The organism is Halovulum sp. GXIMD14794, assembly GCF_054457455.1.
Map to the genome: position 1 here is coordinate 573,667 of NZ_JBTLNF010000003.1, position 14,156 is coordinate 587,822.

At 64.3% G+C, this 14,156-nt stretch carries 12 protein-coding genes; 4 read left to right on the forward strand and 8 right to left on the reverse strand.

What is annotated here, in order from left to right; genetic code table 11:
- Positions 1–186: 186 nt before the first annotated feature.
- Complete coding sequence (locus ACW9UR_RS05020; RefSeq protein ID WP_458915822.1) at positions 187–603, forward strand: RidA family protein; 417 nt, start codon at positions 187–189, stop codon at positions 601–603.
- Positions 600–1,742: a DegT/DnrJ/EryC1/StrS family aminotransferase gene (locus ACW9UR_RS05025; RefSeq protein ID WP_458915823.1), complete on the forward strand. Its 1,143-nt coding sequence runs from the start codon at positions 600–602 to the stop codon at positions 1,740–1,742. Before ACW9UR_RS05020 ends, ACW9UR_RS05025 begins: the two co-directional genes overlap by 4 nt.
- 77 nt (positions 1,743–1,819) lie before the next feature.
- Here ACW9UR_RS05025 and ACW9UR_RS05030 read toward each other — a convergent pair whose 3' ends face one another.
- The 4 genes from ACW9UR_RS05030 to ACW9UR_RS05045 form a co-directional block, all read right to left on the reverse strand.
- Positions 1,820–3,370: an ABC transporter substrate-binding protein gene (locus tag ACW9UR_RS05030; RefSeq protein ID WP_458915824.1), complete on the reverse strand. Its 1,551-nt coding sequence runs from the start codon at positions 3,368–3,370 to the stop codon at positions 1,820–1,822.
- 100 nt (positions 3,371–3,470) lie between these two features.
- Positions 3,471–4,130 (reverse strand): GntR family transcriptional regulator, encoded by a 660-nt coding sequence (locus ACW9UR_RS05035; protein ID WP_458915825.1) that lies wholly within the window; start codon positions 4,128–4,130, stop codon positions 3,471–3,473.
- 372 nt (positions 4,131–4,502) lie between these two features.
- Positions 4,503–5,471: an ABC transporter ATP-binding protein gene (locus tag ACW9UR_RS05040; RefSeq protein WP_458915826.1), complete on the reverse strand. Its 969-nt coding sequence runs from the start codon at positions 5,469–5,471 to the stop codon at positions 4,503–4,505.
- Positions 5,468–6,526 (reverse strand): ABC transporter ATP-binding protein, encoded by a 1,059-nt coding sequence (locus ACW9UR_RS05045; protein WP_458915827.1) that lies wholly within the window; start codon positions 6,524–6,526, stop codon positions 5,468–5,470. The genes ACW9UR_RS05040 and ACW9UR_RS05045 overlap by 4 nt, the downstream gene beginning before the upstream one ends.
- Positions 6,527–6,900: 374 nt before the next feature.
- On the opposite strand from ACW9UR_RS05045, the gene ACW9UR_RS05050 reads away from it, so the two are divergent.
- Positions 6,901–7,875: an ABC transporter permease gene (locus ACW9UR_RS05050; protein ID WP_458915828.1), complete on the forward strand. Its 975-nt coding sequence runs from the start codon at positions 6,901–6,903 to the stop codon at positions 7,873–7,875.
- Between the two features lie 15 nt (positions 7,876–7,890).
- The gene (locus ACW9UR_RS05055) at positions 7,891–8,820 is read left to right on the forward strand and encodes an ABC transporter permease (RefSeq protein WP_458915829.1); all 930 of its coding nucleotides are present in this window, start codon (positions 7,891–7,893) and stop codon (positions 8,818–8,820) included.
- 76 nt (positions 8,821–8,896) lie between these two features.
- On the opposite strand, the gene ACW9UR_RS05060 is transcribed toward ACW9UR_RS05055, so the two are convergent.
- The 4 genes from ACW9UR_RS05060 to ACW9UR_RS05075 are packed head-to-tail and all read right to left on the reverse strand — an operon-like array spanning position 8,897 to position 14,128.
- Entirely contained in the window at positions 8,897–10,279 is a 1,383-nt protein-coding gene (locus ACW9UR_RS05060; RefSeq protein ID WP_458915830.1) for a dihydroorotase, read from the reverse strand.
- Positions 10,276–11,706, reverse strand: a complete 1,431-nt coding sequence (locus tag ACW9UR_RS05065) for a hypothetical protein (RefSeq protein ID WP_458915831.1) — start codon at positions 11,704–11,706, stop codon at positions 10,276–10,278. Before ACW9UR_RS05065 ends, ACW9UR_RS05060 begins: the two co-directional genes overlap by 4 nt.
- Positions 11,703–12,893: a pyridoxal phosphate-dependent aminotransferase gene (locus tag ACW9UR_RS05070; RefSeq protein ID WP_458915832.1), complete on the reverse strand. Its 1,191-nt coding sequence runs from the start codon at positions 12,891–12,893 to the stop codon at positions 11,703–11,705. The genes ACW9UR_RS05065 and ACW9UR_RS05070 overlap by 4 nt, the downstream gene beginning before the upstream one ends.
- A complete protein-coding gene (locus tag ACW9UR_RS05075) occupies positions 12,890–14,128 on the reverse strand; it encodes an amidohydrolase family protein (protein WP_458915833.1) in 1,239 nt (412 codons plus the stop codon). Before ACW9UR_RS05075 ends, ACW9UR_RS05070 begins: the two co-directional genes overlap by 4 nt.
- Positions 14,129–14,156: the final 28 nt, after the last annotated feature.

Consider the following 14,156-nt stretch of genomic DNA (forward strand, 5'->3'; position numbering starts at 1 on the left):
CGACTTTTGATAGGTCGACTGTAGCATTGTCGACAAATATCGCAATAATGAATCCGCGCTGCTTGTGCGTCCCGAGCCGCAACCCCTTACCGGCGGCGGGATTGACGGATCGCGAGCGGTGCAGAACGGCGCGGGCCGGTTGGTCGGAACGCGCCCCAAGTCCAACCAGACAAGGATATTTCTTCGATGAGCCAACCTGATCCGAAGACGGGAATTACGCTTGCAAGCCCCAGCGATGTCTCCCCCGCGCCGACCTACGAGCACGGTGCACGCTGCGGCGACTTCATCTATGTCGCGGGGCAGGTCGCCAGGGACGAGCACGGGAACTGGGTGGGAATCGGTGACGCCCGCGCCCAGGCCGAGCAGGTCTACAAGAACATCGGCCGGATCCTCGCGCATTTCGGGGCCGGGCCCGAGCATGTCGTAAAAATCAACGCGATCATGGTCGACCGGGCGGACCGCGATGCGGTGACCGAACCGCGCCTCGCCTTCTTCGGCGACCACCGCCCGCCCCATACTGGGATCGTCATCGCCGGTCTCGGCTCGCCCGAGGTCAGAATCGAAGTCGAGGTCGTCGCCTACCTGCCGCAGGACCGGGCATGAGCGACGCGCCGGTCCCGCTTTACGATCACGCCGCGCTCTATGCCGCAGCAAGGCCGCAGATCGATGCGGCCATCGCGCGTGTCCTGACCTCGGGCCGGCTGGATTGGGGCGACGAGGTCCCGGCCTTCGAGGCGGAGTTGGCCTCCTGGCTGGGCGCCTCGCACGCCGTGGCTGTCGGGTCCGGCTCCGCCGCGCTCAAGGCCGCCTTGCTGGCGCTGGGCGTCGGGCCGGGGGACGAGGTAATCACGGTGACCAACACCGATATCGCCGGCTCGTCGGCGATACGGTTCGTCGGGGCCGAGGTGGTGTGGGTCGACATCGACCCGCTGACCCGGAATATCGATGTCGCCCAGGTCGAGGCGGCGATCACGCCCCGGACCCGGGCAATTCTGCCCGCCGACATGTACGGGCATCCCGCAGACCTTCCGGCGCTACGCGCGCTGGCGGATCGCCACGGATTGGTCATCGTCGAGGATGCCTGCCTTGCGCTGGGCGCCGAGATCGGCGGGCGCAGGATCGGGACCTTTGCGGACATCACCTGCTTCAGCTTCGCCCCCACCAAGCACCTGGGGGCCTATGGCTCGGCGGGGGCGTGCACCACGGAAAGCCCCGACCTCGCCGAGCGGCTGAGAAAGCTGTCGGCTTACGGCCAAGCGCGCGACCGGCACATGGGCGGCATTGTCGGCGCCGCAGACGGGCTGCACCACGAAACCGACGGGCTGAACGAGCGCATGGACGAGGTGCAGGCCGCCATCCTCCGCGCGCGCCTACCGGATCTGGATGGCTGGCTGGAAACGCGGTGTGCGCAGGCGCGCCGGTACGATGCCCGGCTGAAGGGTTCCGGCATCGACCTACCCGGAGAGCATGGCGACGTGCGCCATGCGTGGCGGAACTACGTGGTCGAACTCGATGACCGGGATGGGGCCCGCAAGAGACTTGCTGAGCACGGGGTTGCGACGAACACGCCCTATGCACCGCCGATGCACCTGCAGCCGGTGTACGCGGACCTCGGCTATGGCTGCGGCAGGTTTCCGGTGGCGGAACGCTCGTGCGCGCGCCTGATGGGGTTGCCCCTCGGGCCTCATCTATCGCTTGAGGATGTCGACCGGGCAGCCGACAAGCTTCTGGCGGCGGTCTAGGTCGGTCGTCCGGATCGGAAACAAAGAAAAAGCGCCGGGCCAGTTGGCCCGACGCTCTCTGGGGGAAACCCGGTTTCTTACTTCAGACCGGCGTTGAAGAGGTACACCTTTTCGTCCGGACGGGGCTGCCAGTCGATGCGGTCGCTGACGCCGTAGAAGTCCGGCTGGAAGTAGAGGTGCAGCCAGGGGCCGTCGTCGTAGAAGACCTGAAGCATCTCGTCGATGATGACGCGGCGCTCTTCGTCGGTCTCGGCGGCGTTGATATCATCCCAGCGGTCGAACCAGCGCGGGTCGTCCCAGTGGGTGTAGTTGGTGCCGGCGTCGACCGCCGAGAGGTCGGCCATGTCGTAGAGCGGGCTCCACAGCGCGCCACCTGAACCGATGAAGTAGAGCGGGCCTGCATTGCGCTCGCGGATGCGCGGGATGTAGACCGAGGACCATTCCATCAGGTCCAACTCGACATCCAGCCCCACGTCGCCAAGGTACTGGGCGATGGCCTGGATGACGCTGGCGTCGTTCAGGTAACGGCCCGGACCCGCCTGGAAGCGGATGCTGAAGCGGTTGCCGTCATCGCCGCGCGGCCAGCCGGCCTCGTCCAGCATCGCCTCGGCCTTGTCGGGGTCGTAGGGGTAGGGGGTCAGGCTCTGGTTCGCGTTGGGCGGGTTCACGATGCCGGTCATCCGCTCGCACTCGAAGTTGAGCAGCTGCTTGCAGATCGTCGGCACGTCGACGGCGTACTGCAGAGCGCGGCGGACCATCGGGTCCTGAATGGCGTCGCCACCGGGCTCTTTGGCCATTTCCTCGGAGAGGTTGAAGCCGACGTACATGCGGCGGGTGCCCTGGATCGGAACCACCTCGGCGCCGTCACGTGCGTTGATCGCGTCCAGCTGGTCCGGGGCCACGTTGGTGATGATATCGACATTGCCCGACATCAGTTCCGCCGCACGGGTCGAGGCTTCGGGGATGATGCGCCAGCGGATCGTCTCGAAGGCCATGTCCTCGTCGACGCGTGTCAGCTCGATGGCCGAGCCGGGTGTCCAATCCGCGAGCTTGTAGGGGCCCGAGCCGATGGGCTTGCTGGCCGCGTCGTCGAGGCTCATCGCCTCGTAGCTGTCCTTACAGTGGATGAAGACCTCGGCGATCAGGCCAAATGCAATCGGGTTTGGAGCGCCGAGATTGAGCTGGACGCGGCTTCCGTCAAGCGCCTCGGCGCTTTCGAATTTGATCGACGAGAACACGAAGCCGGGGGTGTTGCCGGTGAAGCCGTTCTCGGGATCGGCCGCGCGATTGAAGGAATACGCGGCGTCCTCGGCGGTCAGCGCCTCGCCGTCGTGGCAGGTCAGGCCTTCCTTCAGCGTGTAGATGTAGCCCAGGCCGTCCTCGGTCACTTCTCGCGACTCAGCGAGGTCGGGCTGCTCGACGCCCTCGGCATCGATCGACATCAGCGTGCCGAACATGTGGCGGGCGACGTTCGAGTTGTCGCGCGAGGAGATTTGCGCCGGATCGAGCGTGGTGATGTCCGCGCTCAGCCCTACGACGATGGTATCGTCGTCGACCTGCGCCAAGGCGGCGCCGGTCATCAGCAGGCTCGCGCTTCCCGCGGCAAGCAGACGTTTCATGGCAGGCATTCAGTCTTCCTTTCACCTGTTGGTGTTCAATCCCGACCGTTTCTTGTTCTGGTGGTCGGGAGGTTGACCGGCCCGTCTGCTGCGCGAAACGGGCCGAACTCTAGCCGGAAGCTGCGATAAGCTCCGGATTGAGGTCTTCGATGTTGCGGGTGTGGGCCGAGATCAGCTTGACGGCCGTCTTCTCGTCCCGGGCGTCTAGTGCGTCGACGATCGGCGGGTGGTTGGCGGCGATCGCGGTCAACTCGCGCTTCTCGTTGCCGCGCAGCGACATGATCTGGTGGATCCGGAGGTAGAGGTTCGCCCAGGTATCGAGCAGCAGCTGGTGGTCCGACAGCTGGATCAGCGTGCGGTGGAAAGCCTCGTCAGCGGAGACGAGCCCTTCGGTGTCGTCCGCCGCTGCTGCTTTCTGCATCTGGTCGCAGACGGTCCGCAGGGTCGCGACGTCCGCGCCCTTCTGAACGATGCGGCGCACCGCCATGACCTCGAGCGCCTCACGAAGGCTGTAGATTTCCTCGACTTCGCGGGGCGTCAGCGGCTTCACGCGCTTGCGCTTGTAAGCGATTGTCTCGACCAGACCGTCGTTTTCCAGGATCTGGATGGCCTCGCGGATCGGCGCGCGCGAGACGTTCATCTGCTGCGCGAGCGTCGTCTCGACCAATGCGACGCCGGGGCGGAGCCGGCCGCTGACGATCGCGTCCCGCAGTCGGTTCGCCACCATCACCCGCAGCGGCACGTTCTCGATCGGGGCCATGTCGCTCATCGGTTCTTCCCCGGAAAACGCGGTAGTTTCATCCATACGAAGGTTCCTCCCTCAAGTCCGCTTCAAGGCGGAGCGACCGTGCCGAGCGTTCGATGACGCTTGGCTGCCGGGCCCCGTATCCGAATCTATCAAATTCGGGCTCCGTATGGGCGAAATCCTTTAGATTGTCGACCGTTTGACTGCATACAGTCTGGCGCGCATCGCGACGCTGGCGGCCTCTAGTGTCGTTTGTGTAATGTCGACAATCCATACGTTGACATTGAGCCAGCATCCATCTGCTTGTCAAGCAGTCATTGTGCGGCAAGCGGCACAAAAAAGGGGACGGGCCGACCCCGCGAAAGGGCCGACCCGTCATCACAGTTTTTCAACAGGTCAGGTGGTGTGGATGCAGGCACTGAGATGCCCCGGAGATATTTCCTTGAGCGGGGGCATAACCTGGGCGCACTCCGCCGTCGCCAGTGGGCAGCGCGTGCGGAAAACGCAGCCGGATGGAGGATTGATCGGGCTCGGGATGTCCCCTTTGAGAAGCGTTCGCTGCCGTCGTTTGCCCGGTCGAGGCCGCGGCACCGCCGACATCAGGGCCTGCGTGTAGGGGTGGTTCGGGTTCGAATAGAGATCCGCCGCCGAGGCTTTCTCGACCACATGGCCCAGGTACATTACGATCACTTCGTCGCAGAAGTGTTCGACCACCGCCAGATCGTGCGCGATGAACAGCATCGTCAGGTTGAATTCCGACGCGAGGTCCTGAAGCAGGTTGATGACCTGGGCCTGGATCGAGACGTCGAGCGCGGAGACCGGCTCGTCCGCGACGATGAACTCGGGTTCGACCGCTAGCGCCCGGGCGATTCCGATGCGCTGCCGCTGACCGCCCGAGAACTCGTGCGGGAACCGGTCTAGATGGTCCGCCGTCAGGCCGACCTTGCTCATCAGCGCTTCGGCCCTGGCCTCGCGATCCGAAGATCTGCCGATACGGTGCAGCTTGAGGGGGTGGGTGAGGATCTCGCGCACCTTCTCGCGGGGGTTCAGGCTCGCATATGGATCCTGGAATATGATTTGCATGCGTTTCCGGTAGGACCGCATTTCAGAGGCGGACATCTGCATGATGTCGTTGCCATCGAAGCGGACCTCGCCCGAGGTCGCCTCTTCCAGGCGCAGCAGCGTTCGGCCGACCGTTGTCTTGCCGGAGCCGCTTTCTCCGACAAGGCCGACAACCTTGCCGCGACCGATCTCGAAGCTGACGTCGTCGACCGCCTTCACCTCGGCCACGACGCGCTGAAGGACGCCGCCGTGAATGCCGAAGTACTTTTTCAGGTGGCTTACCTGTACCAGTGGCTGAGTCATGCGCCGATGGTTCCTTCGAGTTCGAGTTCTCGCCAGCGCAGGCAACGGACAAGGTGCCCGCCGTCGTTTTCGAGTTGCGGAGCGTGCGCCCGGCATGCGTCCTGCGCGTAAGCGCAGCGCGGGTTGAAGCGGCACCCCGCCGGGGTATCCGAAAGCTGGGGCACGGTGCCGGGAATCGTCTTGAGCCGTTCGCGGTGCCGGGACGATCCGAGCTTGGGGATCGAGCTCATCAGGCCGGCAGTGTAGGGCATGCGCGGCCGGTCGAAGATCGACTGCACGTCGCCGGTTTCCACCACCTGCCCACTGTACATGACGACGACGCGGTCGGCGACCTCGGCGACCACGCCAAGATCGTGCGTGATGAAGATGATCCCCATGCCCATGCGGTCCTGCAACTCGACCATCAGATCGAGCATCTGCGCCTGGATTGTCACGTCGAGTGCGGTCGTCGGCTCATCCGCGATCAGGACGCTGGGTTCGCAGGAAAGTGCCATCGCGATCATCGCCCGCTGTCGCATGCCACCGGACATTTCGTGCGGGTAGTTGTCGACCCGGCGCTGCGGCTCGGGGATGCCCACAAGGTCCAGCATCTCGATGGCGCGCGTCCGGGCGGCGCTTTTCGACAGGCCCTGATGGCGAATGACAGTCTCGGCGATCTGGCGCCCGATAGTGTGGACGGGGTTCAGGCTAGTCATCGGCTCCTGGAAGATCATGCCGATGTCTTTGCCGCGAATATTCCACAACTCTCGGTCGGGCAGGTGGGTGATGTCGCGGCCGTTCAAGTGGATGCTTCCGCCGGTGATTGCCCCCACTCCCTTGGGCAGGAGGCCCATCACCGCCAGGCTCGTGACCGATTTTCCTGATCCCGACTCGCCGACGATGGCCAGGGTCTCGCCCGGTTCGAGGTCGAAACTTACGCCGTCGATGGCCGTGACAGTCCTGCGCTTGCCAAGCCGAAAGGTCACCTGAAGGTCGCGGACGCTGAGAAGCGGCGCGGCGCCTTGCACGCGGTCCGGGCCAGTCTGTGCCGTTGTCTGAGTGGTGGTGTCCTTCATCGGGCGAACCGTATCTTGAAAGCGTCGCCGGGTCTGGACTTCATCTGGTGTCCGGCTGTCATCTTGGCCCCTGTTTGCATCTTCTGAGTGCAGTTTCCGGTTTTCGCGCCACCGATCTTCACTTGTGTTCTTGACGCGGAACCGTGCTGCATGGTTTCATTGGTCTACTGTCGACAATATGTTGAGTACCTTGGGGCAGTCATCGAAGGCTTGTCAAGGACCCCAACAGCTTCAGTCGCCAGCAGATGCAAAGACCGACCGGGAGAGCAGAACGTGAAATCGAGTGACCAGCACGCGGTAACGACCTCGTGGCGCCGGACAACAGCGGCAGCGAGAAGTCTCGCCGTCGTCCGCAGAACCTAAGGCGCAAGGTCATGTGGACATTCCTGATCCGGCGACTTTGGCAAAGCGTGATCGTCATCATCGGCGTCACGCTTATCAGTTTCGTCTCTCTACAGATCGGCGGCGACCCGACCTATCTGTTCGTCTCGGAAGCAGCGAGCGAGGAAGAAATCCAGCGCGCCCGAGAGGCGCTGGGCTTCGACAAGCCGCTTCACATCCAGTACCTCGTCTACATCTGGGATCTGCTGCACGGCGATTTCGGCACGTCGCTCAGCTATCGGCAGCCGGCAATGGACGTGGTGCTGACCGCCATGCCCGCCACGATCGAGCTGACGCTGGTTTCGCTGGTGCTGGCCATCGCGCTCTCGATTCCGCTGGGCATCTACTCGGCCCTACACCGGGGCAAGCCCGTGGACGGCGGCATCATGACATTCGCAATGCTGGGCCAGTCGATTCCCAACTTCTGGATGGGGATCATGATGATCATGTATTTCGGGCTCTACCTCAGCTGGTTCCCGATCTCGGGGCATGTCCCGTTCCTCGAGCCACTGTTCGAGGGAGACATCGTCACGGCTTTCGGCAACCTGCCAGATGCGATGTACCACCTTGTCATGCCAGCGTTGGCGGTGGGCTCGTACACGCTGGCGCGCAATGCGCGGCTGGTGCGCTCGTCGATGTTGGAGGTCTTGCAGCAGGACTATGTGCGCACCGCGCGATCCAAGGGCATTTCCGAGCACAAGGTGATCGTTGATCATGCGCTTCGTAATGCCTGGCTGCCGGTCGTCACGATGATCGGCCTTGAATTCGGCTTCCTTCTAGGCGGCGTCGTGGTGGTCGAGACCGTCTTCTCCTATCCCGGCATCGGCCGGCTGGTGTTCAACGCGATCAACCAGCGGGACATCCCTGTCGTGCAGGCCTCGGTGATCCTGCTGGCAGTGATCTTCATCCTGTTGAACCTGATCGTCGACCTCATCTACTCGCGGCTGGATCCGCGCGTGAAGCTCTGATCGCGGGGAAAGAAAATGGCTAATGTCGAACCAAGTGTGCGGATGCAGATGGCCACGGCCCCGCGCAGATCGCACCGTCAGAAGGAATTGCGCCGCGCGCTGGAAAGCCTGACCACGAGCCGATGGGCGCTGGTGGGCATGCTCATCCTGTTCGCGGTGACGTTCGTCGCGATCTTCGGACCGGCGCTTTCGCCCTTCGATCCGAACCGCCAGAACATCCTGATGCGCCTGATGGAGCCCGGTGCCGAGGCGGCGCGGGGCGGGACCTACTGGCTGGGCTCGGACCATCTGGGGCGGGATGTGCTGTCGCGGCTGCTCTACGGCGCAAGGGTGTCGCTGCTGGTCGGGGTCGCGGCGATCGTGGTCGGCGGGACCCTGGGCACGCTGCTTGGACTCGTGTCGGGGTACTTCGGCGGCTGGGTCGATGACGTCATCATGCGTCTTGGCGACATCCAGCTGGCGTTCCCGTTCATCCTGCTGGCGATCATGTTCCTGGTCGTGCTGGGCCCCGGTCTTGTAAACATCATCCTGGTGCTCGGGATCGGGCAGTGGATCACCTATGCCCGTATCGTGCGCGCGCAGACACTGAGTCTGCGCGAGAAGGAATTCGTCGAGGCCGCGCGAGCGATGGGCGACAGCACCATGTCGATCCTGTTCCGCACGATCCTGCCGAACATCATCGCGCCGCTGACGGTCATCGCTTCGTTCAACGTGGCCAGCGTGATTCTCTCCGAGGCGGCGTTGTCGTTCCTTGGCCTGGGCGTTCCGCCCGATGTCCCGACCTGGGGCAGCATGCTGTCCGAAAGCCGCGATCACCTGCTGTCGAACAAGTGGTGGCTGGCAGTGTTCCCGGGGCTTGCCATCGTGTTCACCGTGCTGGCCTTCAACATCATCGGCGACTGGCTGCGGGACTTCCTGGATCCGAGGCTGAAGGAATCCGGCTGATCCCAAGATCCGCCCAAAAAGAAAGGCCGTGCGAGACGCTCGCACGGCCTTTCCGTTTCAGGTATTTAGCGTGGTGTCAGGCAGGCGCCACGAAACAGCCGTTTCCGGGTTCTCCGGTCACTTCGTCTTCCGAATAGACGGTCTTGCCCGAGAGGATCGTCCGCATGACCTTGCCCTTGAAGCTCCGGCCATCCCAGAGGTGTGCGACGTCGCGTGCGTGGCTTTGCAGGCTTCCCAACCGCACCTCGGTCACCTGGTTCAGGTCGACCAGCGCCACGTCGGCATCCGCACCGGGCAGCAGAGAGCCCTTTCGGGGATAAAGACCGTAGCGCCGCGCCCCGTTCGCACAGATCAGATCGTGCGCGCGCTTGAGGTCCATCCGTCCATTCGCCACGGCGTCCAGCATCGCAGGCAGCATCGTTTCGATCCCGGGCGAGCCAGGCGGGGCGGAGAAGAAGTCGCCCTCGGCCGCCTGCTTCTCGGCCTTGGCGAAGGGCGCGTGGTCGGTCGTGATGTACTCGATCACGCCATCCTCGATGGCCTGCCAGATCGCGTCCTGATCGGCCTGGCTGCGGATCGGCGGATTGACCTTGGCGTAGACGCCGGCGCGGTCGACGTCCTCTTCGGTGGCGAACAGGTACTGCGGACAGGTTTCGGCGCTGAAGTCCGAAGTGCCAGCGAAGGCGCGCAGGACCTCGACGGTTTCGGCGCTGGTTACATGCGCGATATGCAGCTTGGCCCCCGCGGTGATGTTCATCGCCAGCAGCTTGGCGACGGCCACGCTTTCACAGACGGCTGGGCGGGCCCGGTTGTGGGTGAACCCGCTTGCCGGATCCATGCCCACCCGCGCCTCGGCCTCGAAATGCGCCAGAAGGTCCGCGCTTTCGGCGTGGACGATCAGCGGACGTCCGGTGCCGGCCAGGACCTTCAGCGCGCGGTACTGGTCGTCCTCTTTCGGGAAGGCCAGGCCGTCGAACTCGTCACCGCGCCCGGCCGGGGCTGGGGTCGTGAAGATCTTGAAGGCGATGGCACCCTGTTCGAGGAACCGGTCCCGCGTCGCCTCGGTCAGATCGCCGGGCGCGGCGTAAAGCGCGAAATCGATCACCGCGTTCTCGGCGAAGTGATCCCGCCTGCGGTCGAACTCCTCGGGGGTGGAGCAGCAGGGCTTGGAAATCGGCATCTCGAACAGGGTCGTGACGCCGCCGGCCGCTGCGGCGCGGGTCTCGGACTGGACGGTGCCCCGTTCCGGGTAGGCCGGGGCGCGGACATGGAAGTGGATGTCGACGATGCCGGGCAGGGCCACCTGACCGGCGGCGTTGATGGTCTCGGTCGCGGCGGGCGCGGTTCCGGGGGCGTAGACCCCCGCAACCTTGCCGTTCGACAGGCCGAGATCGACCCGGTGCAGACCGTCGGGCAGCAGCACATCCGCCCCGGTGATCAGGGTATCGAGCATGCTCATTTCAGCCCCAGTTCAGTCAGGGCCTGCGCGACGCCGTCCAGGTTCGTCAGGTGCATCGAGGCATAGTTTGGCGACAGCACCACGCCATGCCCGCCCGCGCGATAGGTCGCCATGACCGAGCGATAGGCGATGTCTGGGGTGCACTTCGCCTGATCTGCGCGCACACGCGGAGCGTCGATGCCTAGGCCCATGTAGACTTTGGCACGCCCGTGAACGCCGCGCAGGGCGTCTGCGCACTGGCCGTAGACATAGGTGTCCGGGTCCATCCCCGCCTGCACCACCTGGTCGAGCGGCGCTTCTTTCAGCCCGAGGATCTTCGCCATCACGGCGGCAGCGGCGTTGGGCTCGAAATCGCGCAGGATCGTCTTGTGGAAGAAGCCGAATTCCTTGTGCCAGATCTCGCCCGACTGGTGCTGGTAGGTGATCGGCTTGACCCAGTCGGAATACATCGTCTGCTCGGCCCAGGGCCATTGGGCGCGCCGGAACAGGTTGAAGTGGTTGCGGTTCCAGACGTTCAGGCCGAAGGGCAGGTTGGGCTTGCACCACTTCACGAGGCCGTAAAGCTCGCGGTCGAGGTCCTTGTTCCGCTCCAGCCAGAAGCGCTCCCAGATCAGGATCTCGGGGTTTTCCATCAGCACGCGCAGGAAGGTGATGAAGGCGCCATCGTCGAATTCCTCGCCCGCGATGGCAGCCTGCATGAACTCGTACATCTTGATCAGGCCGCGGCGGCACGCCTCGACGTCGATCCCGCGGCGGATGGCCTCGTCGCGCGAGGCTTCCGAGAAATCGCCCGGCGCCTGGCCCTGGATCAGCTGGTCGAGCGGCGAGTTCCGCTCGTTGCACCACATCAGCCCGTCGATGTCGTAGCGGCGCACCTGATCCTCGATCATCGAGTGCATCCACGTCCGGTAGTCGGGGTTGGAGGTGGACGGCTCGTCCTTGCGGCGGCCGAACACGTCGACCTCCATCACCTGTGCGAGGTTCGGAATGTCGATCGAGTTGACCGAGCCGTGGCCGGCGTACTTGAAGAACGGCTCCATCAGCTCGGGATAGACCTTCATCCCGCGCTTGCGTGCCTCGGGAATGACGAGATCGAGGATGTCTATCCCCTCCATCTCCTCGTCCTTGGCGCGGAAATCCTTGATCAGCGTGTTCTGGTAGTAGCGCGGATCGGGATCGAAATAGGCGCCCCCCTTCATCGTGAATGGCTCGGGCACGCCGTGGTCCGGCCAGCCGTCGAGCTTGTGGCTGATCGAGCGACCGGTCTTGAGGCCAAGCCAGGACACGGTTCCCAGCATCAGGACGTTGACCCCGACACGATCCTTCAGCGTGTCGAGGACGGTATCCACGCCCTCGTCGATGAAGCTGATCGGGCTGACCTGAATGCCGACGAATTTCTCGGCGGGATCGGGTTTGGCAGCGGTCATGCGGCACCTTTCTTATGGGTTTCAATGAAACCCGCGATGCGGCGCACGGCTTCGCGGATCAGGTCGAGCGGTTGAAGGTAGGAAATGCGGATGAAGTCGCTGTCTGGCTCGCCGAACATGTCGCCGGGGAAGACCATCACCCCGGTTTCGCGCAGTAGCGCCTCGCAGAACGGTTTGCCCTTCATCCCCGTCGCCGAAATGTTGGTGTAGATGTAGAAGGCACCGCCCGGCGCGCCGTAGCTCAGTCCCATCTTGTCCAGCGCTTCGGTCAGGTAGGTCCTGCGCGCGGAGTAGTCCTCGTACATCCTTTCCATGTCATCCTGCGGGCCGGTCAGCGCCGCAATGGCGGCGAACTGGCTGACGGTGCAGGTGTTGATCGACAGGGTGTGGCGCGGCTCGGTCAATTTCTCGACGAAATCCGCAGGCGCAGCCATGTAGCCCACGCGCCAGCCGGTCATCGCGTAGGTCTTGGAGAACCCGTTGAGCGTGATCGTCCGTTCCTTCATGCCGGGCAGGGTGGCGATCGAGAGATGCTCATGCGGCGGGTAGATGAGTTTCGCGTAGATCTCGTCGGCGATGAGCAGGATGTCGTGCTTCACCGCCAGGTCCGCGATCTTGCGGATGACCTCGGGCGGGGTGATCGCGCCCGTGGGGTTGTTGGGCGAGACCAGCACGAACATCCGGGTCTTGTTGGTGATCCGCGCCTCGATCTCGGCCACGTCGAGCGCGAAATCGTCCTTCTGATAGGTCGGGACCGGTACCGGGACCCCGCCGCACAGATGCACGGCGGTATCATAGGTGGTGAACCGGGGCGAGGTGATCAGGACCTCGTCGCCGGGCTGCACGAGCCCGAGCATGCAGAGCATGATGGACTCCTGCACGCCGGCGGTGACGATGATCTCGTCCGGGTCATAGCCCAGCCCGTATTCGGCCGACAGGTTGTCCGCGATGGCCTTGCGCAACTCGGGCAGGCCCGTGGGGCCGGTGTAGTGGTGCTGGTTGGCGTCGATCGCGGCTTTCGCGGCCTCGGCGATGTGCTTCGGCGTGTGGAAGTCGGGATCGCCGCGGCCAAGGGCGATCACGTCGTCCAGCTCCGAGGCGATCTTCAGCATCTTCGTGCGAAACGAACCGTCTTCCTCGACGATCCGGGGGGCGAGGCGGCTGGCAAGAAGCGAAACTTCGGTCATCCGTACATCCTCTTGCCGTCGATGAAGGTCATCTCGACCCGTTCGAGCGCGGTCAGATCCGCATCAGGCTTGCCGTCGACCACGATCAGGTCGGCCAGCTTGCCGGCCTCGAGCGTGCCGAGCGTGTCACCGAACCCGTTGAGCACCGCCGCACGGGCAGTGATCGCGCGCAGCGCATCCATGTTGTCCGGGCAGACGCCGACCTCGACCATGAAGCCAAGCTCGGGCACGATCCGGTCATGCTCGACCGCGGGGCTGCCCGCGTCGGTGCCGAACACGATCGGCACACCGGCCTTGGAGGCACGAAGGAGGCCGTCGAAGCGGGACTTGTCGGCGACCGCGCGCTGACGCTCGGCGATCTTCCATTCCGGAATACCGAAGGCGCGGGCGATGTCGGGATTGGCCTGGATCACCAGTGCCGAGAAGGTCGTGACGATCGGCAGCTTGCGGTCGAGCAGGACCTGGATCGTCTCGTCGCTCATCGAGCCGCCATGTTCGATGCAGTCGATCCCGAACTCGGCGACGCGCTTGATGCAGGCGTCATAGGTCGCATGCGCCGTGATCGGCAGGCGGTTGCGGTGCGCCTCGTCGATCACCGCGTGCAGTTCGTCGTCGGTGAACTCCAATGTGTCGTGACAGGCCATTATCTTGATCAGATCCGCGCCGCCCTTGACCTGGTCGCGCACGGCCCGGCGCATCTCGTCCGCGCCAGAGGCCTCGCGGCAGACCCAGTAGGTGTGGCCGCCGGTCTGGATGATCGACTCGCCCGAGACCAGAAGCCGCGGGCCGGGGAATATGCCCTGCGCCACCGCCTGCTTGGTGAAGAGGTTGGCGTCGTGAACGCCCAGGTCCCGGACCAGCGTGATCCCGGCCTTGAGCGATTTGAGCATGTTTCCGGCCGCCTTGTAGGCGCGGATCTCGGGCGCATCGTACATCGACTGCTGCGACAGCTCGTGGATGCCGTCCCAGCTGAGGTGGGCATGGCTGTTCATCATGCCGGGCATCAGCGTCTTGCCGCCGGTGTCGATCACCTCGGCACCTTCGGGGGCCGAGGCCAGGTCGGCCCGTTTGCCGACGGCGGCGATCTTGCCTTCGCTGATGTGGACGAAGCCGTCCTCGATCACCTCGTCGCCGACGGCGGTGATCACGCGGCCGTAGATCAGGCGTTCCGGCGCCGGTTCGTCGAACATGCGTTTGGTTATCTTCTGGTAGTGCCAGGCGGCTGGTTCGGGCATCCTGTTGGTCCTCCCTCTTGGGTTGGGG